Here is a 26,348-nt window from a genome sequence, read left to right as displayed (position 1 = left end):
ACGCTATGCAAAAGGAAAATAAAAACAATACTCCTGTTATAGGTATTCTTGAATGGTTTAGGCCGGGAGAGTATGAGGAGGTGGAAAGAACAATAAAGGATCTTCAGAATTTAGGAATTACTCACATAAGAACAGGAATTTCCTGGGCAGACTGGTACGTGGAAGGGACAGAAGAATGGTACGATTGGCTTTTTGCTACACTTAGTAAACAGGTAGAAATTCTTCCATGTTTTTTATATACTCCGCCTTCTATAGGAGAAACTGCGAAAACTTCTTCCCCTCCAAAATATTTGAAGTCTTATGCAGATTTTCTGGACTTAATGATTAGTAAGTATGGTCAATATTTTGAGTGGGTAGAGCTGTGGAATGAACCTAATAACAAAGTGGAATATGATTTCACAATGGATTATTCCTGGCACAAGTTTTCTAAAATGATCGACATGGCTTCTTATTGGGCCAAAGAAAAAGGTAAGAAGACATTACTCGGCGGGATGAGTCCTATCGATCCAAACTGGCTGCATATGATGGCAGAAAATGGAACTTTGGAAAATATTGATGCTATTGGTATTCATGGATTTCCGCATGTTTTCGACCAGCAATGGGAAGGTTGGGAAGAAAATATTAAGCAGGTTAAGCGGGTGCTTAAAAGATTTGATCTTGAAAAGGAACTCTGGATTTCTGAAGCAGGTTTTTCTACCTGGCAAAATGATGAGGTAAAGCAGTACGAAGAATTTAAAAATGCAATTAGTACTTCTGCCGATAGAGTTTATTGGTACAGCTTAAATGATTTGCATCCGAAGAATCCAACTGTGGGCGGTTTCCATCTGGATGAAAGAGAGTACTTTTTCGGACTAAGAAAGACAGATGGTACAAAAAAGTTGCTGTATAAACTTCTGGAAAATGAAGGACTAAAGAACATTAAAGATCATTCATATATTCAGAAACAGTATGTGGTTCAGGAAGAGGAGCAGTACAGTCTTATAACAGGAGGAGCAGGTTTTGTGGGAACAAATCTCGCCAGCCGGTTGTTAAGTGAAGGAAAAAGAGTAATGATTTATGACAGTCTTTTTAGAGATGGCGTAGAAAAGAACCTGCAGTGGCTTCAGAAGGAGTATGGTGATAAACTTATCATTCAAATTGCGGATATTCAGGAAAAAGGAATATTGGAGGAAAGTGTAAAAAAAGCAAAAGAAGTCTACCATTTTTCGTCCCAGGTCGCCGTTACCACTTCGCTTACAAATCCATTAATGGATTTCCAGGTCAATTTGCAGGGAACATTTAATCTTCTTGAAGCTATTCGGAAATCAGAGCATCAGCCGCCGCTTCTTTTTACCTCCACAAATAAGGTTTATGGAAATTTGGATGATGTGGAAATGAAATCGAATGACAGCAGGCATTATCCTTCAGATGAAACTATTAGAGAAAACGGAATAAGTGAAGAAAGAGCATTGGATTTCCATAGTCCATATGGTTGTTCCAAAGGTGGTGCAGATCAATATATCCTGGATTATTCTCGTTCTTATGGGTTGAAAACTGCAGTTTTTAGAATGAGTTGTATTTACGGTCCACATCAGTTTGGTACTGAGGATCAGGGTTGGGTAGCTCACTTTTTAATTAGTGCTCTGGAAGATAATCCTGTAGTAATTTATGGAAATGGGAAACAGGTACGTGATATCTTGTTTGTAGAAGACCTGGTGGATGCTTTCTTACTTGCCAGGGAAAACATAGAGAAGATTTCGGGAGAAGTTTACAACATTGGAGGAGGACCTAAAAATACGGTGAGCCTTATTGAAATTCTTGATATCATTAAGAATAAAGCAGGAAAAGAAATGGATATTTCTTTTGAAGACTGGAGAACAGGGGATCAGCTTTATTATGTGTCTGATACCTCTAAATTCCAGCAGGCCACGGGTTGGTCGCCAAAGCATTCTGTAGATGAAGGAATGGAAGAATTACTCCAATGGCTATGCAAAACCAGAAATATTCAATTAAAAGATAATCCAAGATCATCAGCTAAAGCAATGGCGCTATGAGAATGACCAGAACACTACAGGAAATACCGTCACTTCCTAACGAGGAAGAAGTTTATAAATCTGCCGTAATTGAAAGTCCGGGGAAAGTGGTCGCCACAGAATCTGAAATACCTGAACCGGGAAAAGAAGAAGTACGGATAAAATTGCAGGGAAGCGGAGTATGCGCCTCAAATATTCCTGTGTGGGAAGGTCGTGACTGGTTCGATTATCCGGTGGAAAAAGGAAATCCGGGCCATGAAGGCTGGGGGATTATAGACGCCGTGGGAGAGGACGTGAAAGGATTTGCGGTAGGAGAAAGGGTTACAGGGTTAACCTATAATGCTTACGCTACTTATGATATTGCCAAACCGGAAAACCTGGTAAAATTACCGGACTTCCTTGATGATAAACCTTTTCCCGGAGAGCCTTTAGGTTGTGCAATGAATATCTTTTCCAGGACTGATATCCAGCGTGGACAGACTGTAGCAATTGTTGGATGCGGTTTCCTGGGATTGCTTTTAATACAATTGGCAAAATCCAAAGGAGCAAAAGTTATCGCGATCTCCAGAAGGCAATTTTCGCTTGATGCGGCTGTAGAAGCCGGGGCAGATGAAACCGTCAAGATGGATGATCACTATAAAATTATTGAACAGGTTAAGGAAATAACAGGTGGTGATTTCTGTGAACGTGTAGTGGAAGCGACAGGAAAAGAATGGCCACTAAACCTTTCTATAGAACTCACCGGCGAAAGAGGAAAGCTCATCGTCGCAGGTTTTCACCAGGATGGTATGCGCAGTTTAAATGTGCAAATGCTGAACTGGCGCGGGATAGACATGATAAGTGCACATGAACGTGATCCTCAAAAATATGTAGACGGAATAAAAGCCGCAGTTGTTGCTATTCAGAAGAAAGAAATGGATCCTTTTCCTCTTTTTACACATACATTTTCACTCGATGAAATGGAAAACGCCTTTAATAATTTAAAGGAAAGACCAGACGGGTTTATTAAAGCGCTCGTATTAAACCGGCAGTAAAGGACAATTTAATCAACCATAGATATTAGAATGATTACAACACTACCAACTGAAAATTTTAATAAAACACTCGCTCTTGGCTTTATTGGCGTAGGCTGGATTGGCAGGAATAGAATGGAAGTTCTTCTAAAAAATTCCAATGCCGAAGCGCTGGTCATAGCAGAACCATCAAAAGATAATGCTGACGAAGCGCTGAAAAGTGCAACAAATGCGATAATTGCCAATTCACCTTCAGAGCTTTATGAAAATGATGATTTAGACGGGATCGTAATCGCTACTCCCAGTGCAATGCATGCGCAGCAATCCATTGAAGCTTTAGAAGCTGGAAAATCAGTTTTTTGTCAGAAGCCGTTGGGTCGCACTGCTACTGAAGTTTCAGAAGTGGTGAAAGCGGCTGAAAAAACAAATAAACTTCTGGCGGTAGATTTGTCTTACAGGTACACAAAAGCATTTAAGGCGGTTTACGATCTAATTCAGAATGGCGAAATTGGTGAAATTTATGCAGCCGATCTTGTTTTTCATAATGCCTACGGACCCGACAAAGAATGGTTTTACGATATCAATAAATCTGGCGGGGGTTGTGTTATGGATCTTGGAATTCATTTAATTGACCTCGCTTTATGGACGCTCAATTTTCCGGAAATAAATGAGGTGAAAAGTAACCTTTATAAGCACGGAAAAAAGCTGACTTCTTTCAATAAAGATGTAGAAGATTTTGCAAGCGTTGCGATGACTTCAGAAAAAGATACCACCATAAATCTGCAATGTTCCTGGAACCTTTCCGCAGGAAAAGAAGCAATAATTGAAGCCCGTTTTTATGGAACCAAAGGTGGAGCTGCTTTTAAAAATGTAAATGGTTCTTTTTACGATTTTAAAGCTGAAAAATATACAGGAACACAAACAGAAACGCTCATAACCCCTCCCGACGACTGGAGTGGCCGTGCCGGAGTGGTTTGGGCAAATGCACTTTCTGAAGGAAAAGGATTCGATAAAGAACCGGCGGAAGAATTTATAAAAACAAGTAGAATAATTGACCGTATATATGGAAGATAACAGGATGAAAATATTAATGACGACAGATACGGTTGGCGGCGTGTGGACCTATTCGCTGGAATTATGCAAAGCGTTAAATGAGCATAATATTGAGGTTCACCTGGCGGCAATGGGTGCGTGGCCCACAGCAGAGCAGGAAAGAGAGGCATCAAAAATGGCAAATATCGTCCTGTATAAAAGTGATTACAAGTTAGAATGGATGCAGGATCCTTGGGAAGACCTGGAGAAGGCGCATAAGTGGATCGCTTCCATTTATCAGACAATACATCCCGATGTTGTTCATTTTAACAATTATGCGCACATAGAAAATTTTTGGTCCTGCCCAATTGTTACCGTTTACCACTCCTGCGTGCAAACCTGGTGGCAGGCTGTAAAAGGTACTTCAGCACCTTCTGCCTGGAGTAGATATACAGCATTGGTAAAGGATTCATTGAATACTTCAGATATTGTAGTGAGTCCTACAAAAGCAATTCTGGAGAAAGCGGTGCGGGTTCATAACGTGAAGTCGCCTACAGATGTTATCTATAACGGGAGGGAATTAGAATTTTCAGAAGAAGTAGAAAAAGAAAATTTTATCCTTTGTATGGGAAGGATCTGGGACGAAGCTAAAAACCTAAGCCTACTATCCCGAATTGCAAAAAACTTACCGTGGCCCGTGTATATTGCCGGGAATAATGTAAATCCAAATACGGGTAAAGAAGTAGAAATTGAAAATGTCCGGTTCCTGGGAGAATTATCTTCTGAAGAAGCCTGGAATATGATGCAAAGAGCTGCGATTTTTGCAAGTCCTACGAAATATGAACCTTTTGGATTGGCTATTCTGGAAGCAGCTAAAGCCGGTTGTGCACTCGCTCTTAGCAATATTGAAACTCTTAAAGAACTCTGGTCTTCAGCCGCTTCATTTTTTGACCCTGAAAATCCTGAGGATACAGAGAAAGAAATCCTTCAGTTAATAGAAGATAAAGAATACCGGGAAGTAATGGCTAAAAAAGCCCAATCTCAGTCTGAAGCTTACAATCTTCAAAAAATGGGTTCAGAATATGCCGCTTTGTATAAACGACTTATCGTATCCAGAAAAACTGATATTAACCAATTAATCCCAAGCTTATGAATTTTGTGATGTTTTATCATTCGTTGTACTCCGACTGGAACCATGGAAATGCTCACTTCCTGCGAGGAATCGTAAAGGAACTCAAAAAGAGGGGGCATGAAGTGGATGTATATGAGCCGGAAGGCGGATGGAGCTTAAATAACCTCATAAAAGACCATGGAGCAGAAAAACTGGACGAATTCAGGAAATATTATCCCACTTTAAATCCACAGTTTTATAATCCGCAGAAAAAGCTGAACTATCAGAACATTTTAAGTGGTGCAGATGTGGTAATTGTTCACGAGTGGAACAGTCCTGAACTGGTTGCCGAAATAGGGAAGAAAAAGAAAGAGTACGGATATAAATTACTGTTTCACGATACACATCACCGTGCAGTTTCTGATGAAGAAAGCATGGAAAAATACGACTTCAGTAATTATGATGGAGCTCTGGTTTTTGGAGAAGTAATTAGGAAAATTTATCAGGAGAAGAAATGGGTAAACCAAGTCTGGACCTGGCATGAAGCTGCAGATGCAGATCTTTTCAAACCCAATCGTAATGAGGAGAAAGAAGGTGATTTGGTATGGATTGGAAACTGGGGTGATAATGAACGTACCGAGGAATTAATGGAATTCCTGATAGAACCTATAAAAGAACTGGGTATAAAGGCGAAGGTGTATGGCGTAAGATATCCTGAAAAAGCTAAGCAGGCACTAAAAGACGCAGGAATTGAGTATGGGGGCTGGCTTCCAAATTATAAAGTACCGGAAGTCTTTTCAAAGTATAAAGTTACTGTACATGTTCCCAGAAGGCCATATGTGGAGATGTTGCCGGGAATACCGACCATCAGGCCGTTCGAAGCACTTTCCTGCGGAATTCCACTTATCTGCTCGCCCTGGGAAGATGCAGAAAACCTTTTTACACCGGGTGAAGATTATCTCATGGCCAAAGATGGAAATACGATGAGTTACAGGATAGCTGAAGTTTTAAAGAGTGCTCAACTTGCAAAAAGTCTTTCAGAAAATGGACGGGAAACTATTCTGGAAAAGCATACCTGTGCGCACAGAGTGGACGAACTCGAACAAATAATTGATGAAATTGAATCGCCTTTAGCGGATGAAATGAAGATCAACAATGGAAAATAAACTTAAGATAGCATTTTTTGGATCCAGTATCGTCTCTGCCTACTGGAACGGCGCGGCCACATATTACCGCGGAATTGTAAAAGCCCTACATACAATGGGGCATGAAGTAACTTTTTATGAGCCCGATATTTTTGAGCGCCAGCAACACAGGGATATCGATGATCCCGACTGGTGCAATGTAATTGTTTATGAAAAGGATAAAATCAGCTTAAGAGGATTACTCCGGAAGGCTCAGGAAGAGTCAGATGTGATCATCAAAGCGAGCGGAGTGGGTGCTTTTGACGATTTTCTGGAGGCCGAAGTGGCAAAAATGAAAAGCGAGAATAACCTTATCATTTTCTGGGACGTTGATGCTCCGGCTACGTTAGACAGAATTGAAAAGGACGAAAATGATCCTTTTAGAGAACTCATTCCGCAGTACGATTTTGTACTCACTTATGGCGGCGGGCAACCGGTTATTGACGCTTATGAAAAGAATGGTGCAAAAAAATGTATCCCGATTTATAACGCGCTGGATACCGACACGCATTATCCTGTAGATCCTGAAGAAAAATTTGAGGGAAGCCTGGCTTTTCTTGGTAATCGCTTACCAGACAGGGAAAAGCGTGTGGAAGAATTCTTCTTAAAACCAGCAAAAGAGCTTCCAGATCATAAATTTCTGATTGGAGGTAGCGGCTGGGGAGATAAGAAGATGCCCGATAATGTTGATTATTTGGGGCACATTTATACAAAAGATCACAATGCATTCAACTGTACGCCTATGGCGGTTTTAAATATAAGCAGGGATAGTATGGCGAAGTACGGATTCTCACCGGCAACCCGGGTTTTTGAGGCTGCCGGAGCAGGAGCCTGTATTATCACCGATTACTGGAAGGGAATTGCCACTTTCTTTGAACCCGATGAAGAAATAATTGTCGTGAAAAGCGGAGAAGAAGTGAAAAAAGTAATTTCAGAATTAACTCCAGAAAGGGCTAAGAAAATAGGCGAAGCAGCTTATAAAAAAGTCCTTGAAAAGCACACCTACGAGCATCGCGCCGAGCTGTTGGAGTCGGTGATCTCAAGAAAGCTATACGGAGAAGCAAAATCTGTGGATTAAATCAATAAACTGGATATGAAATTTGTAATTATAGGATTATCGGTAACTTCTTCCTGGGGTAATGGCCATGCCACGACCTTTAGAGCGCTGCTAAAGGAACTCAAAGCTCTCGGCCACGACATTCTTTTTTTGGAAAAAGATGTACCATATTATGCAAATAACAGGGATTTGCCCAATCCGGAATTTTGTGAGCTTGGTTTATATAAAACCAACGATGAGTTAAAAGAGGACTACCAAGATGCTGTTGCTAATGCAGATGTTGTGATTGTCGGTTCTTACGTCCAGCAGGGTGTTGAGGTCGGGAATTGGGCAATAGACACCGCAAAGGGATTGACAGCCTTTTATGATATAGATACGCCGGTAACACTGGCGAAACTGGAGCGGAAGGATTACGAGTATCTGGATCCGGAAATTATCAGCAAATACGATATGTATTTATCATTTTCGGGAGGCTCTATTCTTCACCATCTGGAAAATCATTATGGATCACCCAATGCAAAAGCGTTGTACTGCTCTGTAGATCCCGATTTATATTATCCTGAAGACCTGGATAAGAAATGGCAAATGGGATACCTGGGAACGTACAGTCCTGATAGACAACCAACAGTAAGTAAATTACTGAATCAACCTGCAGCCGAGTATCCGCAGAAAAATTTTGTGGTAGCAGGTCCAAATTACCCTGAAGATTGTGAATGGTCACAAAATGTAGAGCGGATAGATCACTTGCCGCCGGCACAGCATCGCGAATTTTATAATTCTCAAAAATATACGCTGAATGTTACCCGGGAAGACATGATACGGGCGGGTTATTCCCCGAGCGTGAGGTTATTCGAAGCTGCTGCATGTGGTGTTCCGATTATTTCTGATTTCTGGAATGGAATAGATAGTATTTTCGAAATAAATAAGGAAATCCTGATAGCAGGTAGTGCCGCAGATGTGAAACAATGTTTCAAATCTATAGGAGAGGAGGAGAGAAGGCAAATTGGAGAGAACGCCAGGCAAAAAGTACTGAAACATCACACCGCTAAAGCGCGCGCTAAAGAACTGGAGACTTATGTAATAGAGGCTCTTGAAACTTCAAAAATTTAAATCGTAGTAAAATGTCAACCGAAACCGAAATAAAACAACTGGAACCCTGGTTCCATAATATTCATCTTCCTGATGGAAACCAGACCGCCACAGATCATTTTTTAGGTGATTTTCCGGCGTTTAAGTGGAAGAATATAAAAGATGCTGTTCCGCAGGATTTGACCGGTTGGAAAGTGCTGGACATTGGCTGCAACGCGGGCTTTTATTCCATAGAATTGGCAAAAAGAGGTGCTGAGGTTACCGGAATAGATCTCGATGAACATTATTTAAAACAGGCGAGATGGACTGCAAAACAATTTGGTTTAGAAGATCAGATAACTTTTAAGCAAATGCAAGTTTATGATTTTGCCCATTCTGAAGAAAAGTTTGACCTGGTTTGGTTCATGGGAGTCTTTTATCATTTAAGATATCCGCTTCTGGCAATGGATATTTTGTCCCAAAAAACAACCAGGATGATGGTTTTTCAGACACTTTCCCTTCCGGGGAAAGAAGAAATGGGAATTCCGGAAGATGTGGAATTTCATAAAAGGGAAATCATGAAATCTGATGCATGGCCAAAAATGGCATTTATCGAGAACAAACTGGCGGGTGATCCTACCAATTGGTGGGCGCCAAACCATCAGGGAATTATTTCCATACTTAAAAGTTGTGGCTTCAAAGTCACCGGAATGCCTGAAGATGAAACATATATTGCTGAAAAAGACGAAGAACTGAAATCCAGCCTTGAAACCTGGAATTATTCAGAATATCTTTCTGCAGTGGGCAAAGACTGGAAGAAAGAAGTGGAGAAGAAAACGAAGAAGTAATTAATTTAAAATTTAGAAATTATGGCAACTCAAGATTCAAAAACAACAAAAGATCACAAAACGATTCAAAAATGGGCTGAAGAGCGGGATGGAAAACCTGCTGTAGTCAAAGGAACGGGAGACACTGGTAAAGGCGGCGGACTCCTGAGAATTGATTTTCCCGGAGGAGCAGAAGAAAGCCTGGAAGAAATTTCCTGGGATAAATTTTTCACTATTTTTGATGAAAACGATTTGGAATTCTTATACCAGGAAAAAACGAAAGATGGTAGTGAAAGTCGTTTTAACAAATTTGTGAACAAGGACTAGAAAACGTCAATTATCGGTTTGAGTATTAGCTTTGGAATAAATATCTATGGGTAGAGTATTAATAACAGGAGCAGCAGGCTTTTTAGGATCGCATTTATGTGATAAATTTATTGAAGAAGGTTTTGATGTTGTTGCGATGGATAATCTCATTACGGGGGATCTTGGCAACATAGAGCACTTGTTTAAACTTCCCAATTTTGAATTTTATCATCACGATGTAACGACATTTGTGCATGTGCCGGGCGAGCTGGATTATATTTTGCATTTTGCGTCACCCGCCAGTCCCATAGATTACCTTAAAATCCCTATTCAGACCTTAAAGGTAGGGGCTATGGGAACGCACAACCTGCTGGGGCTTGCAAAGGAAAAGAAGGCACGAATTCTTATTGCTTCTACTTCTGAAGTTTATGGTGATCCCCTTGTACATCCACAAACCGAAGATTACTACGGTAATGTAAACACCATAGGGCCCCGCGGAGTGTATGATGAGGCGAAAAGGTTCATGGAATCCATTACGATGGCCTACCACAGGATTCATGGTCTCGAAACGCGTATTGTTCGTATTTTTGATACGTACGGTCCCAGGATGAGGTTAAATGATGGCCGGGTAATTCCTGCATTTATAGGTCAGGCATTGCGCGGGGAGGATTTTACGATCTTTGGTGATGGAAGCCAGACCCGCTCTTTTTGTTATGTAGATGACCAGGTAGAAGGAATTTACAAACTATTGATGAGTAATTATTCTTATCCTGTGAATATTGGTAATCCAGAAGAAATTACAATAAATGAGTTGGTACACGAAATTTTGGATCTTACAGGAAGCGACCAAAAGGTAGTTAATAAACCGCTTCCAAAGGATGATCCTTCGCAAAGGAAACCAGATATTACGAAAGCCAACGAAATCTTGGATTGGTTCCCCGTAGTTTCAAGAAAAGAAGGTTTCGCTAAAACTTATGAATATTTCAAAAATTTAAGTGATGAGGAACTCTTCAAAAAAGAACATAAAGACTTCCAGCAATATAATAAAATCTAAAACCGGAAAGATTTTTTTAATAATTCTGGCGCTTGTTCTAGTTTATCCGATTATTTCTTTTTTTCAGCTTACAGGGTTAGAAGAAGAAAGCGGAACTATGGAGGAATTTCAGTCTACGCTTCAGAATTGCCTTGTTAGTATATGGATAACCTGGATTCTAATGGTCGCTTTTGCGGTCTATAGGAAATGGACTATAGAGGAGAATTTTCTGTTTTATATTACTTACGGTTTCCTTGTTGTAGCATTTGGTGTGCTGGGTTTTTACATTCAGGATATTCCGAATAATTTTTATTCCAATGCTATAAACGTTGGTGATTATCCCATACTCACTTTTCTAATTCTGCAGCATTTTATAGCTTCAGTCGTGCTGACCGCCTTTTTACAAATAAGTAGTTGGTGGTTTACCAGGAGATGGCATCGAAGGTGATTCTTTAATATTCTGAATTTTTAATTTTGAATTAAAGGCACTTCATTGAAAATCTTCAACTTTAAAGATAATTCGTAGCCATGAAAGATTTCTTCTCAATTCTGAAGAAGAAATTGCAACTCTAGAGGTTCCTTTCCTTTTTTTAAGAGAAGGTGGCTTAATCAGCGAAAGCTGGTTAAGACGGAAGGGTTAAATCAGTCTTCCGAAGAACTTTTTCTAAAGAGTGCCCATAATCCAAAGGCTGGTCCCGCTGCCAGTGCGACGAACAGGTAAATGGGATCAATAACTTCCGTAAATAAATTAAGGAGCTGGATGCTTAAAATAGTGATACCAAATCCTATAGAATTTACAATGGTAAGGGCGGTACCCCGGGATTCTGCAATTGCATTTTGGGCTACCAATGTGGAGAAAAGAGGCGAATCTGCAACCACCATTAATCCCCAGAAAATCAGGAAAACAATTACAACAGTCGGAGAATTTTGAAGAAGCAGCAAAGGAGAAAGAAGACAACAACATCCCGAAAGAAAAAGTCCCGTGGCTGCAGTTTTCCGGGTGCCGAAATTTGCAGAAATATAACCCCCTATCACACATGCCAGTCCGCCGGAGCCGATAATCAGGAACGAAAGCAAAGGAATATTAAAATCTATATGAGGATTAACTTCCTGATAAATTTGCAAGGCTACCGGCACAAATGCCCAGAAAGCGTAAAGCTCCCACATGTGCCCAAAATAACCGAAAGCGGCAGCTCTAAATCTCGAATTTCTAAAAACCTTAAAAGCTGCAGAAAAGTCCTTTTTCAATTTTGGTTGCCTGTAAGGTCCATTCGGAATTAAAAGAAAAATCAGCAATCCGCCTAAAACAGATAAAACAGAAGTTGTTATAAGAACCGACTTCCAAGGTAATGTGCCGGTGGTTGTGATACCTTTTAATAAATGAGGAAATGCGGTTCCAAGGACCAGGGCTCCTACAAGAAAACCAAGGGATTTTCCCAGTCCCTTCAGGTAATAATCAGAAGCGATTTTCATACCTACAGGATAAATTCCGGCAAGAGAAAATCCGGTAAGAAAACGCAGCAATAACAGGCTGTTTAAAGTATGCGCTTCAGAAATAATACTGAGATTAAAGAAGGCTCCCAACAATGCACACCCAAAGAAAACCCGGGAAGGCGAAAACCGATCTGCAATGCCGAAAATTGCAAAAATCAGGGTGCCGCTTATAAATCCAAATTGCACTGCAGAAGTTAAATGCCCCAAAGCGGAAGCTCCAAGATTATAATTCAGCAGCAAGTCTGGCATTACTGCATTGCTCGCAAACCAGAGCGAGGTACAGCAAAATTGGGAAAAAACTATAATTGGTAATATACGCTTTGCAACAAGCATTATCTGGTCGATTTGATGCGAAGAAAAGCAAAAATGTCAATATAGATGAGCAGGAATCTCTTTTCAATTTATACTTTTTATTAAAGTATGTGGCAATACATGATTTTAATCATATTTCAGCTTCCAAAGCTTCTTCATCTTTGAGCTTGCTAAAATTTAAAATAACATGAGCGTTCTTTCTCCACATAATTTTCACATCCCGGTCATGGGACTTTCTTTTACTATAGATTCACCTATAAAAGTTGCCCACTACGGGATAACTTCGGCAATTTCGATTATTGAAGACAACCTGGTTGAAATGATGCGTAAACATTATTACCAGCAAAGTAATGAGCCGTACGTGCCTATTAGTACTGATGAAGGGAATTACCGGGTGAGACGTCTTACAGATTATCTAAATCTTGTAAACAGAAACGTACAGTCTAAACTGGAAGATTTACGATCTTCTGCTTTTGAAACGGGTTCTGAAATTGTAAAATATTTTGAGATGCTTCCCGAAGAAAGCGGACTAAAAGAAAAGTATAGGCGCTTTTTAGACATGGCAGGTGAAGCAGAAAAAGTTGACCTGGAGGAGGTTTTTTGAATTTTTCGAAGCGGGCAAGTCTTCAGGAAATGGTGGACCATATTTATGGCCGAACAGCTTTACCAAAACGCACAGATCGCCCCCACATTTTCGATAGAGAATTGCAGTTGTACGTTGATTATCTTCAGGAGGTGGTTTAATAAAGAGATAAAAATAAAGATATTAACTATGAAGAAGTTGACGCCTTCCATTTTAGAACATACCTGAAAATGGCAAATATCGGCAATTGTTGAAGTCTATACTTTCATACTCTTCGAAATAATAATTTTGATTTTCCTTTTTTTAAGAATCATTCTCAATTTTTAGTATTTTCGTTTCTAATAACTTTGGAACAGTTAAAATTTACTATACAGAGAAAGAGAAGAATGAATATTATTAAATGTTTTTGGCTTTTTAAGGTGAAGTGCTAAAAATAACAAATATCGATACGTAATCAGGAAGATGTTTCCGCTGCACATTTATTTAAATTTTAAAGAAAATCTTTGAACCTGTCTAATTTATTGTAATTTAGGAACTTTAAAATCAATATAAAAATGTCCAAAATTTTAAAAACCTTAGTTATTGCTACGGTCGTATTAGGAGCTAATAACCTCTCGGCTCAGGAAGAGAAAATGGAATTTGACTCTAATTTTACACACGTTGTTTATTTCTGGTTTCATAACCCTGATAGTGCTGAAGATCGCCAGGCTTTTGAAACTTCTGTAAAAAAGTTCATGAAAAACAGTGAATATGCACAGACTAAATTTATTGGAGTTCCGGCAGGAACACCACGGGATGTAGTCGATAACTCTTATACGTATTCTTTGATTCTAAGTTTTCCTTCAAAAGAGATTCAAAATAAGTACCAAACAGAACCAGCTCATGAGGTGTTTATAGAAGAATCATCTCATCTGTGGAAAAAAGTTCAGGTTTATGATTCTGTTGGAATCGATAAATTAGCTGAAAAATAAGCTGGATTTTAGCGTATTTAAATTTGCCCTTTATTGGTTCATCCTGAGTTTTTATAGGAGTCCGTCGTCTTGAGCGGGAAACTTAATTCTGAAATGAAGCAACATCAATAAAATTCTTTGATACTGCTCGCGCAAGAGACAAATTTTGTGCAGAAGATGTGCTGCCTGGGGAGGTGCTTCACCCCTCAACCATGAGAAAATTTATGCAATCCATGCTGGGAATAACCTTTTTAAATCCGTAAAAAAAAGGAATCAGGATATTCTTAAGTGGCAGCAAATTTAAATCTAAGCTCTCTTTCTCTGAATATTTCCATTTCTTTCAAATATGTGTAGAAATCTGTACTTTGGAAGGTAATGGATGATACTTTACCATTAGTCAAAATTCTCAATAACGGATTTTTTTCCGGAGATCTGAAGCCGAAAATGAGCACTTTATGGTGAAATAGGAACAAAATTTCTGTATTTTATTTATGGGAAAAAAGTAAAAGTCCAGATATTAATTGCCCATCTGAAAAATTTGTTTTTATATAGGAAAATATAATTCCAAAACATCTCTCCCCCATAAATGCAAAGTCCGGAAAATGCAAAAATTGCAAAACAGAGGCTAATCAGATTCTTAAGCGATCACACCATTTTCAAGTATTTTATTGTATTGACGAAAACCATACTCCCGGAATAGGACTCTTTTCAGATTAAGTTAATGTTACTAATGAATGTGTTAGTTGCAAATATGATAGTGTTACTATTATATTTGCGATCTAATATTTCATAGGATGAAAAGTCTTTTTGCCAGTTTAAAAATTGAGGTTAATCGCAATCTTTATGTTAAGGACCCCGAATCTTCAGCTTTAGGGAAAAAAATTGTGGAGCACAGCATTCTTTTAACACATGATATTGGATTTGAGCATTTTACCTTTAAAAAACTTGGAGCTAAAATTGGTTCTAATGAGAGTTCGATTTACCGATATTTTGAGAACAAGCACAAGCTGCTACTTTATCTCACTTCGTGGTACTGGGGATGGAAAGAATATCAATTAGTATTTGCTACAGCCAATATCGAAGATCCCAAAAAGAAGCTGGAGACGGGAATTCAGGTTTTGACCCGAAGCGTAGAGAGAGATTCTTTTATCTCCCATATTGATGAAGTAATCCTTCATAAAGTGGTAATTAATGAGTATTCCAAATCTTTTCTTTCAAAAGAGGTGGATAGGGAGAATAAAGAAGGCTTTTTTGCTGTGTACAATAGATTAGCGGTAAGGTTAAAAGAAATGGTTCTGGCAGTAGACAGTAATTATCCTTTTCCATCTTCTCTGGCCAGTACTGTTTTGGAAGGTGCGTTGCATCAGCATTTTTTAAAAGAACATTTTTCTTCACTTACAGAATGTAATGATAAGATATTGCCTTCTCAATTTTTTATTCACCTTGTTTCTTCAACTTTAAACTTACCTAAATAATGGCTAAAGGAACCTATGCACTTAACCGATTGTACGGCCTCTTAAAGCTCGACAGAAGAGATGTCTTACAAACTATTTATTATGCGATTTTTGCAGGATTAATAAACCTTTCTGTGCCCTTGGGTATACAGGCTATTGTAAACTTAATCCAGGGAGGTCGGGTAAGTACCTCCTGGATAGTACTTGTAGTACTGGTTACTCTGGCTGTGGGGTTTGTGGGGGTGCTGGAACTAATGCAGGTGCGTATCGTAGAAAATATCCAGCAAAAAATATTTACAAGGTCTTCTTTTGAATTTACCTACAGGTTTCCAAAAATTAAAATGGAACAGTTAAATTCTTCTTATCCCCCAGAACTTGCAAACCGTTTTTTTGATACTATTAATGTTCAAAAAGGCATGGCTAAACTGCTGCTGGATTTTCCTTCTGCTATAGTGCAAATTATTTTAGGTTTGATCCTGCTTTCCCTTTACCACCCATTCTTCATAATTTATGGGTTCTTACTGGTGGTCCTTCTGTGGCTTGTTTTTAAATTCACAGCACGCAAGGGAATGGACACCAGCCTTGATGAATCGAAACATAAATATAAAGTGGCCCACTGGCTTCAGGAAATGGCCAGGGAGATTGTTAGTTTTAAAGTATCAGGAAAGAGAAGTCTCGCAATGGATAAAAGTGATTATTTGACCAATAATTATCTTCATTCCCGCGAAGGTCATTTCGGCGTTTTAATAATTCAGTTTATAAAGCTAATAATTTTTAAGGTTCTGGTAACCGGGGGGCTTCTGGCCATTGGGGGTATGCTGGTATTAAATCAACAAATGAACATAGGGCAATTTGTGGCTGCAGAAATAATTATCCTCCTTATTATGGGATCTGTAGAAAAACTGATAAAAGGATTGGACACTGTTTATGATTTGCTTACTTCACTGGAAAAACTGGGCCAGGTAGTAGACAAAGAACTGGAAAAAACTGAAGGTGATAACGTCCTATCAGATGCAGTCCCTTTAGATGTAGAATTGGATGATGTATCGTACACCGCACCCACAGGTAATAAAACCATTCTTAGAAATATTTCCCTTAATATTCCTGCAGGAAAAAATTTTCTTATTAAAGGATCAAATGGTAGTGGACGTACAACACTTTTAAAAGTTGTTGCAGGAATACTTGAAGCCACACGCGGAAATATCTACGTAAATAATTATTCTTTGAAAAGCTTAGCCATAAATGACTACCGGGGAAGATTGGGGGTGTTTTTACCTGAAGAATTTCCTTTTGAAGGAACTTTACGTGATAATATAACTTTTGGTGATGACAGCGTATCTGATAAAGATATACAATGGGCAATAGACACGATGGGCTTATCACAATTTGTAAAAGAGCAGCCTGAAGGACTTAAAAGTATTATTTACCCAGAGGGGAAGTATCTTTCGTCACTAATAGGTAAACGAATTATCCTAGCCCGGGCAATTGTAAGAAAACCAGATTTGCTTATTCTTAAAGAACCTCTGGAACAATTTGAAAAAGAAGAAGCCAGTCGCCTTCTTCATTTCTTTACAGATAGTTCCCGGCCATGGTCTCTGTTAGTTGCAAGCAGGAATGAACTTTGGGAAGAATTCTGTGATGAAACCATCGTCCTGGAAAATGGTATAATAAAGAATAAATTTTAGCAAAAGATGCTTAATATATCAAAAGATAAACTGAACAGGAGGGTGGATATTTCAGAATATAAATCTGTGAAATATGCCTTTCACAAAACCAAATACGATTTATTCAACAAGATTCTTCTCGGTTTTATAATTTTTATTGTGTTAGTCATGTTTCTACCCTGGACGCAGAATGTTTCCGGATCTGGATATGTAACCACATTAAGTCCCGAGCACAGGCCTCAGACTATACAATCTGCTATTCCTGGTAGGATCGAAGAATGGTTTGTGGAAGAAGGTGAGTTTGTGAATGAGGGAGATACCATTCTTCATATTTCAGAAGTGAAAAGTGAGTATTTTGATCCCTTGCTGGTAGAAAGAACAGGAAACCAGATTGAAGCGAAGACAGGATCTGTTAACTCTTACGGAGGTAAAATTATTGCGCTTCGTGCTCAAATTGCAGCTTTACAAAATGAATTGGCTTTAAAATTGAAACAGGCGAATAATAAACTGAGACAGGCTCGTTTAAAAGTGGAGAGTGATAGTATAGACCTGGAAGCAGCCAGAACAAATCTCAATATTGCTGAGACTCAATACGCACGTACTGTGCAGTTACAGGAAGAAGGTCTTAAAGCTTTACCCGATGTGGAGGAGAAGAGATTAAAACTGCAGGAAACCCAGGCAAAATTAATTTCTCAACAAAATAAATTATTAGCTAGTGAAAATGAAGTTATTAATGCACAGTTGGAAATTAATAGAATTGAAGCAGAATATGTCAATAAAATAGCTAAAGCGGAAAGTGATCTAAATACAGCACGTTCAAACCAACTGGATGCCGAAGCACAGGTGAGTAAGCTGGAAAGTGATTATTCCAATTATGTGATTAGAGGCCAGATGAACTATATTTTAGCACCTCAAAGTGGCTATATAACCAAAGCCCTGCGCGCCGGGATTGGAGAGACCTTTAAAGAAGGGGAGCGACTGGTGGGGATCATGCCTTCAGATTTTCAACTGGCGGTTGAAACTTATATAGATCCGCTTGATATTCCTTTGATCCATATTGGAGAAGAGGTAAGAGTGCAGTTTGATGGTTGGCCTTCGATAGTTTTTAGCGGTTGGGAAAACCTTTCTTACGGAACTTACGGTGCACGTGTAGTTGCCATAGAAAGTTTTATAAGTGATAACGGAAAATATCGTGTTCTTCTTGCACCAGATCCTAATGATCATCCCTGGCCAGATGCACTTAGGGTAGGTTCCGGAGCAACAACAATAGCTCTATTGGAGGAAGTTCCTATCTGGTATGAAATATGGCGAAATTTAAATGGTTTTCCTCCAAATTACTACCAACCTGAAGGATCTTCTCAAGCGAACAAGGAAAAGAAGTAAACATGAAAGGATATTTATTTTTAGTTTCTGTTTTTTCCTGCTTTTTTCTCAAAGCTCAGGAACAACTTCCAGAAGTGTTGAGTTTTGAGGAATATATGGCCTATGTAAAGGAATATCACCCTGTAGCAGGCCAGGCAGAGCTTCAGATTTCCATGGGAGAAGCACAGCTGCTGAAGGCGCGGGGTGGTTTTGATCCAAAAATTGAAGTTAATTATGACAGGAAGGAATTTAAGGGAACAGAGTACTACGACATCCTGAATTCCACTTTTAAAATACCAACCTGGTACGGAGTAGAAGTAAAAGCAGGTTTTGAACAAAATGAGGGCTATTATCTGAATCCACAAAAAACAGTTCCCGAAGACGGACTGTTCAGCGCCGGAGTTTCTGTTGATGTGGGACAGGGGATGTGGATCAACGATCGTATGGCAACTTTAAAGAGTGCAAGAGCTTTCCGGCAGCAGACATTAGCCGAGCGGGATTTGATGGTAAATCAGGTGCTTTACGATGCGGCCATTGCTTATTTTGAATGGCTAAAGGTCTATAACGAAGTGATTATTTATGAAGAGTTTCTGGAAAATGCTGCAGAACGATTTTTGGGTATAAAACAGAACGCCCGGCTGGGAGAAGTAGCCGCCATAGATACGGTAGAAGCAAAAATTCCTGTTCAAAGCCGAACATTAGAGTTGGAGCAGGCAAGGGTAAGACTAATGAAGGAAAGGCTAAATCTGTCCAATTATTTATGGCTCGCAAACAATGTTCCGGTAGAACTACAGCCCAATGTAATTCCGGATACGAGTTTACAGGAAGATTTGGACTTAACTCTCGAGCTCCCCCCGTTGACCCCGGATCAAATTGATATAGAAGATCATCCCAAACTACGTTCCCTCGAATTCAAGCTTCAGGCTCTTGAAATCGAAAGACGTTTAAAAGCTAATAAATTACTGCCTGCTATAAATTTGGAATACAACTTTATTACCCCGGAGCCGGAATTTCAAACCCTCAATACAGCCAATTATAAAGCCGGAATAAGCTTTAGTGTGCCTTTGTTTCTTAGAAAGGAACGCGGGGATTTGCGCCTTGCTGAATTGAAAGTACAAGATACATATTTTGACCTTCAGCTGAATGAAAGGCAAATTGAGAATAAAATAAGGGCCGTTTTTCAGGAACTGGAATCCTATAAAATTCAGAATGTCATTGTGAGCGAAATGGTAGAAAACTATATTATAATGCTCGCTGCGGAAGAACGAAAGATGAGCTTTGGGGAAAGCTCCATATTCCTCATAAACAGCAGGGAAATTAAGCTAATAGAAGCACAACTAAAACAAAATGAAGTGCTCACGAAATTCATGTATGCAAAAGCCCGCCTTTTCCAGAGTCTTGGGATAATTCCGGAACTTGATTAGATTTTTACCTTAATTTCTGGCATAATTTGATGATCTTATCTCAGGCTTCACATCAGTAAAAAACTTAGGTATATTATTTGATACACTTCCTCTATATTTAAAAAGAAAAGCTTAAAATAATTGCTGATTTTTTTCAAAGAAAATATATCATCTCAAGAATAAATTTAAAATCATAGGAGAACCTATAAAATGCAAATTATCAAGTCTTTGTTTGGTTTCGGCTCCCAAACCAATGCGAAAATTCAAGTCTTTAAAGAAGATCAATTCAAAAAATATCTTTTAGATACTCACGGTGTTTTAATTGATGTTCGCACTCCCAAGGAGTTTATCGAAGATCATATTGAAAATGCCAGGAACATTAATTTTTACGATTCCCGGTTCATGACCAGGATTAAAAGCTTAAATAAAGATCAGCCCGTGTTTATTTATTGCCGGAACGGAGCCAGAAGTGCGCGCGCTGCGAAATTTATGGTGAAGGAGGGTTTTTTACAGATTTATGATCTTAAAGGTGGATTTCTAGCCTGGCAGAAGTAAATTTCTTTTTGAAATTTGAGCCACTAAAGCATTCATATTTAAAGATTTTCTCTGAAGCTAGTGGTTTTTTTAGCTTCAGAGAAAATCAAATGCTTCTTTCTGGGTTTTCATTAAATTATAAATAATGACAAATCAATTTTCTACATAAATTATTCTATGTAATTCCTTCTAAAACCGCTCTGTCACCATTCAATTTTTGCTTAATTTTAGCGGAGAGCAGGAATAGTTCCTGATGATTTGTAATGAACTGAAAATCATTTTTTTTGAAGTAGGTTCTTAGAACTTTCTATGGAAAATCTGGAATACGCAAGGCTGCAAATGGCCTTTACTCTTGGATTTCATATTATTTTTGCCTGTATCGGGATGGTTATGCCTTTTTTCATGGTAATAGCCCACCGGAAATGGCTAAAAACCAGAAATCCGCTTTACCTGAAGCTTACAAAGGCCTGGCTAAAAGGCGTAGCAATATTTTTTGTGACCGGTGCAGTTTCCGGAACAGCACTCTCCTTTGAGTTAGGTATGCTCTGGCCGGAATTTATGAAACATGCCGGCCCAATTATAGGAATGCCCTTTTCTCTGGAAGGAGCGGCTTTTTTTGTGGAAGCAATTGCCCTTGGCTTTTATCTTTACGGCTGGAATAAACTTCCAGAAAAATTTCACTGGTTTACAGGTATAATAATTGGCATTTCAGGAGTAGCATCTGGAATATTGGTAGTTTCTGCAAATGGTTGGATGAATGCTCCTTCGGGTTTTGATTATATTAATGGTGAATTCACAAATATAGATCCTGTCCAGGCATTTTTGAATCCCGCCTGGTTTACCCAGGCATTACATATGACGCTTGCGGCTTTTGTTGCCACCAGTTTTGCTGTGGCCGGCCTTCATGCATATCAGATTTTGCGTAACAATAATCCGGAACTGCATAAACAGGCATTTAAAATTGCCATTTCTTTTGGTGCGGTCGCAGCAATTCTGCAGCCTTTAAGTGGTGATCTTTCAGCTAAAGATGTAGCAGAAAGGCAGCCGGTAAAGCTTGCTGCCATGGAAGCCCATTATGAAACCAGTAAAGGAGTTCCGCTCTATATCGGCGGAATAGTAGATGAAGAGAAACGGGAAGTTACCAACAAATTGGAAATTCCGAATGCCCTTTCTTTTCTTGCTTTTGGAGACTTTGATGCCGAAGTAAAGGGGCTTAATGACTTTCCTGAAGACGAGCTTCCTCCAGTCGCTATAGTTCATTATGCATTCCAGACGATGGTTGGGATTGGTACATTACTAATGCTTGCAGGGCTACTTTATTTTATTAGTCTGAAGAAGAAATCGTGGATGGATAGCCGCAAATATTGGTGGTTTTTTATGTTGCTTGCACCGCTTGGTTTTATTGCTCTGGAAGCTGGTTGGGTGGTGACAGAAGTTGGGCGCCAGCCATGGATAATTTATGGTATTATGCGTACCGAAGATGCCGTAACACCAATGCCGGGAATAAAATTCAGCTTTTATATGTATTTGATGGTTTACATTATTCTCGCTTTTACCGTCACCTGGCTTATGAAAAGGCAAATAAGAGTTTTAAATGCAGATAAAGAATAACTATGCTATACGTCGTCCTTTTCTTTACGCTTTTTTCGTTTTTTCTTTATGTACTGCTGGGCGGGGCAGATTTTGGTGCAGGCATAGTAGAGCTTTTTTCTTCAAAGGAAAATAAAAAGATTAACCGCGATACGATCTATAAAGTGATGGGCCCGGTTTGGGAAGCCAATCATATTTGGCTAATTATCCTCATAGTAATCCTCTGGATCGCTTTTCCGGTGTATTTCAATGTTATCATTATTTACTTGCACATTCCGCTTACATTGGTACTTCTGGGAATTACTATGCGTGGTGTAGCTTTCATTTTTCGGCATTACGATGCCATAGAAGATCGCTCACAATATCTTTATAACGTGATGTTCCGTATTTCCAGTTTTATAACTCCGGTTTTTCTGGGAATGTCCTTTGCCGCTTTAATTGGTGGGGAAATTATTAGAACAGAAGATTATGCCAGCTATTCCTTCAGCCAAATTTTTATGCATCCGTGGCTGAATATCTTTTCTCTACTGGTGGGCTTGTTCTATGCCGCGCTTTGTGCTTTCCTAGCTTCCACTTTATTAATTGGCGAAAGCGAAGGAAAGATTAGAAAAATGTACAGCCGAAAATCACGATATTTTACCATTGCCCTTGTCACAATAGGCTTTATCCTTGTAGTCTATGGTTATATTTCTGATATTGCATTTATCGAAGATTTTATAACAAATCCTATTTCTATAGTTGCTGTCGTTTTATCCGGAATTCTTCTTATTCCGCTTTGGAATTCCATTAGAAAACAGAATAGGATTGCCAGTCGTTATCTGGCTGGATTTCAGGTAATTCTCATCTTGTTTGCCGCCCTTATTGCACATTTTCCGTATATAATAATTACTGCAGGAGAAGAACTGAGTATTCTTGAAGGTGTGGCTCCGGAAGCGGTAATTTCTACTCTGGGGATTTCTCTCATTATTGGCGGATTTGTTATCTTACCGGGACTTTTCCATCTCATGAAGTCATTCAATATGATTAAGGTTTATGAAAAGGATGCCAAAGAACTTGAAGAGTAAGTAATCTGTTTTAACTGTGGCCGGAATTAAAAGTTTTAAAAAATCATTTGGGAAGAAGCCGGAAGGGGAGCGGCTGGAAAGGATAGAAAAATCTTCCAACAGTACTAACGGAAAATTTCAGAATGTACAGCCTACAGCGGTAAGTCCAGATGATGTCTCGATGATCACTGTTCTTAAGGATTTTATGACGCGGCCAAAGTCGGTGAGACCTTCCGCAGAACTTCCGAATGTAAAGACAGACCTTTCGCAAATTTCTTCAGACAAACCGGTTATTGTCTGGTTTGGACATTCTTCCTATTTCATCGATTTCAACGGATACCGAATTCTTGTTGATCCTGTTTTTAGCGGAAATGCTTCTCCGGTTAAATTCTTCGGTAAATCATTTCGCGGTGCAGACAAATATGAAGTTGATGATTTTCCTGAAATAGATCTGCTCATTCTTACGCACGATCATTACGATCATCTGGATTATCCTTCAATTATGAAACTGAAATCCAAAGTAAAGAAAATTGTTACTTCCCTGGGAGTGGGAGCGCACCTTGAATATTGGGGATTGGAAAAAATGGGCATTACAGAATTAGACTGGTGGGAAGATAAACGAATAAATGAAAAGCTAAAAATTACGGCGGCACCGGCACGGCACTTTTCGGGAAGGGGAACCACGCGTTTTGCAACACTTTGGTCCTCTTTTATTCTGGAATTCAGCGCCTACAAAATTTATATAGGAGGAGATTCAGGTTACAGTCAGCAGTTTAAAGAAATAGGAAGAAGGTTTGGACCTTTTGATCTGGCTTTTATGGAATGCGGCCAGTATAATGAAAACTGGCCGGAGATTCATATGTTTCCCGAGCAGGCAGTCACCGCTGCTAAAGATCTTAATGCAAAAATTGCAATTCCGGTGCATTGGGGAAAATTCACCTTATCAATACATTCCTGGAATGAACCTGTCAAGAGATTTGTGGCTTCTGCGAAAAAATCAGGGCAGCAATACGTAGTGCCAAAAATAGGAGAACCTTATAAATTGGGAGAAGATTTTAATCAGGAAACCTGGTGGAATTTTGAAGAGAAGTACTAGTGATGACGCCGCAACTTTTAAAACTTTGTGAAATTTTAATGAAATAATACCAATATGTTTGGGGTGTGCAGGTATTTGGTTAATTTAGTTTTAACAATTTGAATGAATAAATAAACAATAAACCAGTTTAATATGAAAACCAAGATTTTAAGTACATTATTAGTAAGTTCATTTTTCTTTTTCATCGCTTGCGGTGAAAGTACAGACGTTGTAGAATCTGGTACTTACCAGGGAACTATAGAGGAGGTAGAGCCATCTAAAGATGAAATTTATGTAAAGACTGACGATGATAAAACGCTGGAACTTTACTTTACAGAAGAAACACAACTTACCAGGAACGGCAGTACCGTAGATTTTTCGGAACTGGAGGAAGGTCAGAAAGTGGAAGTTGAGGTAGAAAAGAATGGCCAGAGACTTGATCCTATTTCAGTTGAAATAATGGAGTAAGTATGGCAGAAATACCAGAATTTTGGCGGACAGAGGTATACCATCCTCTGTCCGTTCATTTTCCAATAGTTTTATTGTTACTCGCCTTCATCTTCAAACTCTTCGCATTAAAGTTTAAACGGGAGCTTTGGGAAACAGGAGGAACACTCATGTTGTTACTTGGGGTTGTCGGAATCTGGATCGCCATTTACACCGGAAATCTTGCCGATGGTATCGTTTCCAGGAAATTATGTGATCCTACAATTCTTAAAGACCACGAAAATATGGCCTATCTCTCCGCTTATATTTTTAGTGGAAGCTTGCTCGTGGATCTTGCTGCTTATTTTAAAATTTCTTTTTTCCGCAAATTGATTGTCCAATTCGTTCTTGTTTTAGGACTGGCTGCAGGAACGGGAGTTTTAATGTATGTAGGTCATCTTGGAGTTACTCTGGTTTATCAGCAGGCCGCCGGCGTAAATATTCCTTCAGGAAATTGCGCGGAATTTGAATAAACCTTCTTTTATAAACTTCTTCTGAAGGAAATTTTCACTAATTTCAATAAAATTTTAGCAGTATTGAAGCTAAACTTTTTGAGGTCGATAATTGGCAATTTTCTGAATCAATGCCGAAAATTGCCAATTATCGACCTTAATTTTATTTCGATTCTCAAGTGAACAGGAATTTTTTTATTTTAATGTTTTAGTTGAAATAGAGAAATATTCGATAATGGCCAGTCTTAAGATTAAAAGGAACTCAGAATGGGCTAACAAATTCCGATCTTTTGAACTCGTTTTAGACGGCGGGGTTTTGGGTTATATTGAAGATCGAGAAATTAAAGAATTCAAAATTCCTCCCGGGAAACATACTTTGCGAGCGCAATTGGACTGGTGCGGAAGCCGTGTAATTCAGTTTGAAATTAACGAAGGAGAAGAGAAACTTGTAGAAGTTACCGGTTTTATCTTTTCCGGTTGGTTCCTGCCTGTAGCTCTTTTAAACGCACTGCTTTATTTTTTACTTTATACCGTTTACGACATCAGTTCCATTTATCTCGCTTTCCTGATGTTCTTTTTCCTTGGCTATTTTGTTTATTTTATCACTTTCGGAAGAAATGATTATCTGCGACTTTTAGAACGTAATTAGTCTTTTTTACTAACAGCCCGCTGGTTCTATAGCTTTTTTCAAAAAGCTTTATAAAGTCTTTAATTATTACTTCAAACTTTTTCTATATTTACGAAACAGGCCTCAAAAGCCCCGTTTAACTAAGAATTATGGAAAAAAAATATAAGGTCACGGTAAATGGTGCTTACGAGTATCAATTTTCCCTTGATGACATTACCACATTAGATCAACAGGAACTTTCCGGTTCTAAATTTCATGTTTTAAAGGAGCATAAATCCAACAAAGCCGAAGTTTTGTATGCTGATTTTAATAAGAAAAGATACACGGTGAGGATCAATTCCAATATTTATGAAGTAGATATTGCCAATGAGTTGGATTTGCTTATTGAAGAAATGGGACTTTCACTGGGTTCTGCTCAGGCTGTAAACGATATAAAGGCGCCAATGCCGGGTCTCATTCTCGATGTAATGGCCAAGGAAGGTGATGAGGTGAAAGCGGGAGATTACCTGCTCGTGCTCGAAGCTATGAAAATGGAAAATACCCTCTCTGCTCCTGGCGACGGAATTATAAAATCTGTACATATTGAAAAAGGGCAAACGGTAGATAAAAATCAATTATTGATCGAACTGGAGGAAATAAGTGAAGAGTGAAAAGTGAAAAGCCATGATAGCGGGC

Annotated in this window: 26 protein-coding genes; 25 read left to right on the top strand and 1 reads right to left on the bottom strand. The window is 39.0% G+C overall.

Translation table 11 applies throughout. The features are described from left to right. The first annotated feature begins 5 nt into the window (after positions 1-5). From RM541_RS14835 to RM541_RS14785, 11 genes are read left to right on the top strand one after another with little or no spacing between them, the layout of a single operon-like run. Positions 6-2,033 carry a GDP-mannose 4,6-dehydratase gene (locus RM541_RS14835; protein ID WP_311500915.1) on the top strand — a complete coding sequence of 676 codons (2,028 nt, stop codon included), beginning with the start codon at positions 6-8 and terminating at the stop codon, positions 2,031-2,033. Continuing rightward, positions 2,030-3,046 carry an MDR/zinc-dependent alcohol dehydrogenase-like family protein gene (locus tag RM541_RS14830; protein WP_311500914.1) on the top strand — a complete coding sequence of 339 codons (1,017 nt, stop codon included), beginning with the start codon at positions 2,030-2,032 and terminating at the stop codon, positions 3,044-3,046. Before RM541_RS14835 ends, RM541_RS14830 begins: the two co-directional genes overlap by 4 nt. A gap of 30 nt (positions 3,047-3,076) precedes the next feature. Further along, entirely contained in the window at positions 3,077-4,099 is a 1,023-nt protein-coding gene (locus tag RM541_RS14825) for a Gfo/Idh/MocA family protein (protein WP_311500913.1), read from the top strand. Next, complete coding sequence (locus tag RM541_RS14820; RefSeq protein ID WP_311500912.1) at positions 4,077-5,210, top strand: glycosyltransferase; 1,134 nt, start codon at positions 4,077-4,079, stop codon at positions 5,208-5,210. The genes RM541_RS14825 and RM541_RS14820 overlap by 23 nt, the downstream gene beginning before the upstream one ends. After that, complete coding sequence (locus RM541_RS14815; RefSeq protein WP_311500911.1) at positions 5,207-6,334, top strand: CgeB family protein; 1,128 nt, start codon at positions 5,207-5,209, stop codon at positions 6,332-6,334. The genes RM541_RS14820 and RM541_RS14815 overlap by 4 nt, the downstream gene beginning before the upstream one ends. Continuing rightward, complete coding sequence (locus tag RM541_RS14810) at positions 6,324-7,430, top strand: CgeB family protein (protein WP_311500910.1); 1,107 nt, start codon at positions 6,324-6,326, stop codon at positions 7,428-7,430. The genes RM541_RS14815 and RM541_RS14810 overlap by 11 nt, the downstream gene beginning before the upstream one ends. Before the next feature lie 15 nt (positions 7,431-7,445). Then, positions 7,446-8,519, top strand: coding sequence for a CgeB family protein (locus RM541_RS14805; RefSeq protein WP_311500909.1), 1,074 nt, complete (start codon positions 7,446-7,448; stop codon positions 8,517-8,519). A gap of 11 nt (positions 8,520-8,530) precedes the next feature. Beyond that, entirely contained in the window at positions 8,531-9,325 is a 795-nt protein-coding gene (locus RM541_RS14800) for a TIGR04290 family methyltransferase (RefSeq protein WP_311500908.1), read from the top strand. A gap of 21 nt (positions 9,326-9,346) precedes the next feature. Continuing rightward, the gene (locus tag RM541_RS14795) at positions 9,347-9,631 is read left to right on the top strand and encodes a hypothetical protein (RefSeq protein ID WP_311500907.1); all 285 of its coding nucleotides are present in this window, start codon (positions 9,347-9,349) and stop codon (positions 9,629-9,631) included. A 46-nt stretch (positions 9,632-9,677) separates the two neighbouring features. After that, entirely contained in the window at positions 9,678-10,664 is a 987-nt protein-coding gene (locus tag RM541_RS14790; RefSeq protein ID WP_311500906.1) for a UDP-glucuronic acid decarboxylase family protein, read from the top strand. Further along, a complete protein-coding gene (locus tag RM541_RS14785) occupies positions 10,609-11,091 on the top strand; it encodes a hypothetical protein (protein ID WP_311500933.1) in 483 nt (160 codons plus the stop codon). Before RM541_RS14790 ends, RM541_RS14785 begins: the two co-directional genes overlap by 56 nt. 194 nt (positions 11,092-11,285) lie before the next feature. Here the strand turns inward: RM541_RS14785 and RM541_RS14780 are convergent, their stop codons facing one another. Beyond that, on the bottom strand, positions 11,286-12,470 hold the full coding sequence (locus tag RM541_RS14780) for an MFS transporter (RefSeq protein WP_311500905.1): 1,185 nt from the start codon (positions 12,468-12,470) through the stop codon (positions 11,286-11,288). Between the two features lie 166 nt (positions 12,471-12,636). Between RM541_RS14780 and RM541_RS14775 the strand changes: the two genes are divergently transcribed. The 14 genes from RM541_RS14775 (at position 12,637) to RM541_RS14710 (ending at position 26,323) form a co-directional block, all read left to right on the top strand. Then, a complete protein-coding gene (locus tag RM541_RS14775; RefSeq protein WP_311500904.1) occupies positions 12,637-13,053 on the top strand; it encodes a hypothetical protein in 417 nt (138 codons plus the stop codon). A gap of 533 nt (positions 13,054-13,586) precedes the next feature. Further along, the gene (locus tag RM541_RS14770; RefSeq protein ID WP_311500903.1) at positions 13,587-14,003 is read left to right on the top strand and encodes a Dabb family protein; all 417 of its coding nucleotides are present in this window, start codon (positions 13,587-13,589) and stop codon (positions 14,001-14,003) included. Positions 14,004-14,776: 773 nt separating this feature from the next. Beyond that, entirely contained in the window at positions 14,777-15,457 is a 681-nt protein-coding gene (locus RM541_RS14765) for a TetR/AcrR family transcriptional regulator (RefSeq protein WP_311500902.1), read from the top strand. Then, on the top strand, positions 15,457-17,121 hold the full coding sequence (locus RM541_RS14760) for a peptidase domain-containing ABC transporter (protein WP_311500901.1): 1,665 nt from the start codon (positions 15,457-15,459) through the stop codon (positions 17,119-17,121). Before RM541_RS14765 ends, RM541_RS14760 begins: the two co-directional genes overlap by 1 nt. A gap of 6 nt (positions 17,122-17,127) precedes the next feature. After that, on the top strand, positions 17,128-18,483 hold the full coding sequence (locus RM541_RS14755; RefSeq protein WP_311500900.1) for an HlyD family secretion protein: 1,356 nt from the start codon (positions 17,128-17,130) through the stop codon (positions 18,481-18,483). 2 nt (positions 18,484-18,485) lie between these two features. Next, a complete protein-coding gene (locus tag RM541_RS14750) occupies positions 18,486-19,886 on the top strand; it encodes a TolC family protein (protein ID WP_311500899.1) in 1,401 nt (466 codons plus the stop codon). Between the two features lie 189 nt (positions 19,887-20,075). Next, positions 20,076-20,420: a rhodanese-like domain-containing protein gene (locus RM541_RS14745; protein WP_311500898.1), complete on the top strand. Its 345-nt coding sequence runs from the start codon at positions 20,076-20,078 to the stop codon at positions 20,418-20,420. 288 nt (positions 20,421-20,708) lie between these two features. Next, positions 20,709-22,010 (top strand): cytochrome ubiquinol oxidase subunit I, encoded by a 1,302-nt coding sequence (locus RM541_RS14740; RefSeq protein WP_311500897.1) that lies wholly within the window; start codon positions 20,709-20,711, stop codon positions 22,008-22,010. Positions 22,011-22,012: 2 nt separating this feature from the next. Beyond that, positions 22,013-23,053, top strand: coding sequence for a cytochrome d ubiquinol oxidase subunit II (locus RM541_RS14735; RefSeq protein WP_311500896.1), 1,041 nt, complete (start codon positions 22,013-22,015; stop codon positions 23,051-23,053). 16 nt (positions 23,054-23,069) lie between these two features. Continuing rightward, on the top strand, positions 23,070-24,128 hold the full coding sequence (locus tag RM541_RS14730) for an MBL fold metallo-hydrolase (protein WP_311500895.1): 1,059 nt from the start codon (positions 23,070-23,072) through the stop codon (positions 24,126-24,128). Positions 24,129-24,260: 132 nt separating this feature from the next. Further along, positions 24,261-24,575 (top strand): hypothetical protein, encoded by a 315-nt coding sequence (locus RM541_RS14725; protein ID WP_311500894.1) that lies wholly within the window; start codon positions 24,261-24,263, stop codon positions 24,573-24,575. Positions 24,576-24,577: 2 nt separating this feature from the next. After that, complete coding sequence (locus RM541_RS14720) at positions 24,578-25,066, top strand: DUF2231 domain-containing protein (RefSeq protein WP_311500893.1); 489 nt, start codon at positions 24,578-24,580, stop codon at positions 25,064-25,066. A gap of 214 nt (positions 25,067-25,280) precedes the next feature. Further along, complete coding sequence (locus RM541_RS14715; RefSeq protein ID WP_311500892.1) at positions 25,281-25,694, top strand: hypothetical protein; 414 nt, start codon at positions 25,281-25,283, stop codon at positions 25,692-25,694. Between the two features lie 128 nt (positions 25,695-25,822). After that, a complete protein-coding gene (locus RM541_RS14710) occupies positions 25,823-26,323 on the top strand; it encodes an acyl-CoA carboxylase biotin carboxyl carrier protein subunit (protein WP_311500891.1) in 501 nt (166 codons plus the stop codon). Positions 26,324-26,348 lie beyond the last annotated feature (25 nt).

The sequence above is a fragment of the Autumnicola psychrophila genome (assembly GCF_031846645.1).
In the GTDB taxonomy this organism is placed as follows: Bacteria; Bacteroidota; Bacteroidia; order Flavobacteriales; family Flavobacteriaceae; genus Autumnicola; species Autumnicola psychrophila.
This window is presented reverse-complemented; position numbering and strand designations above follow the sequence as displayed.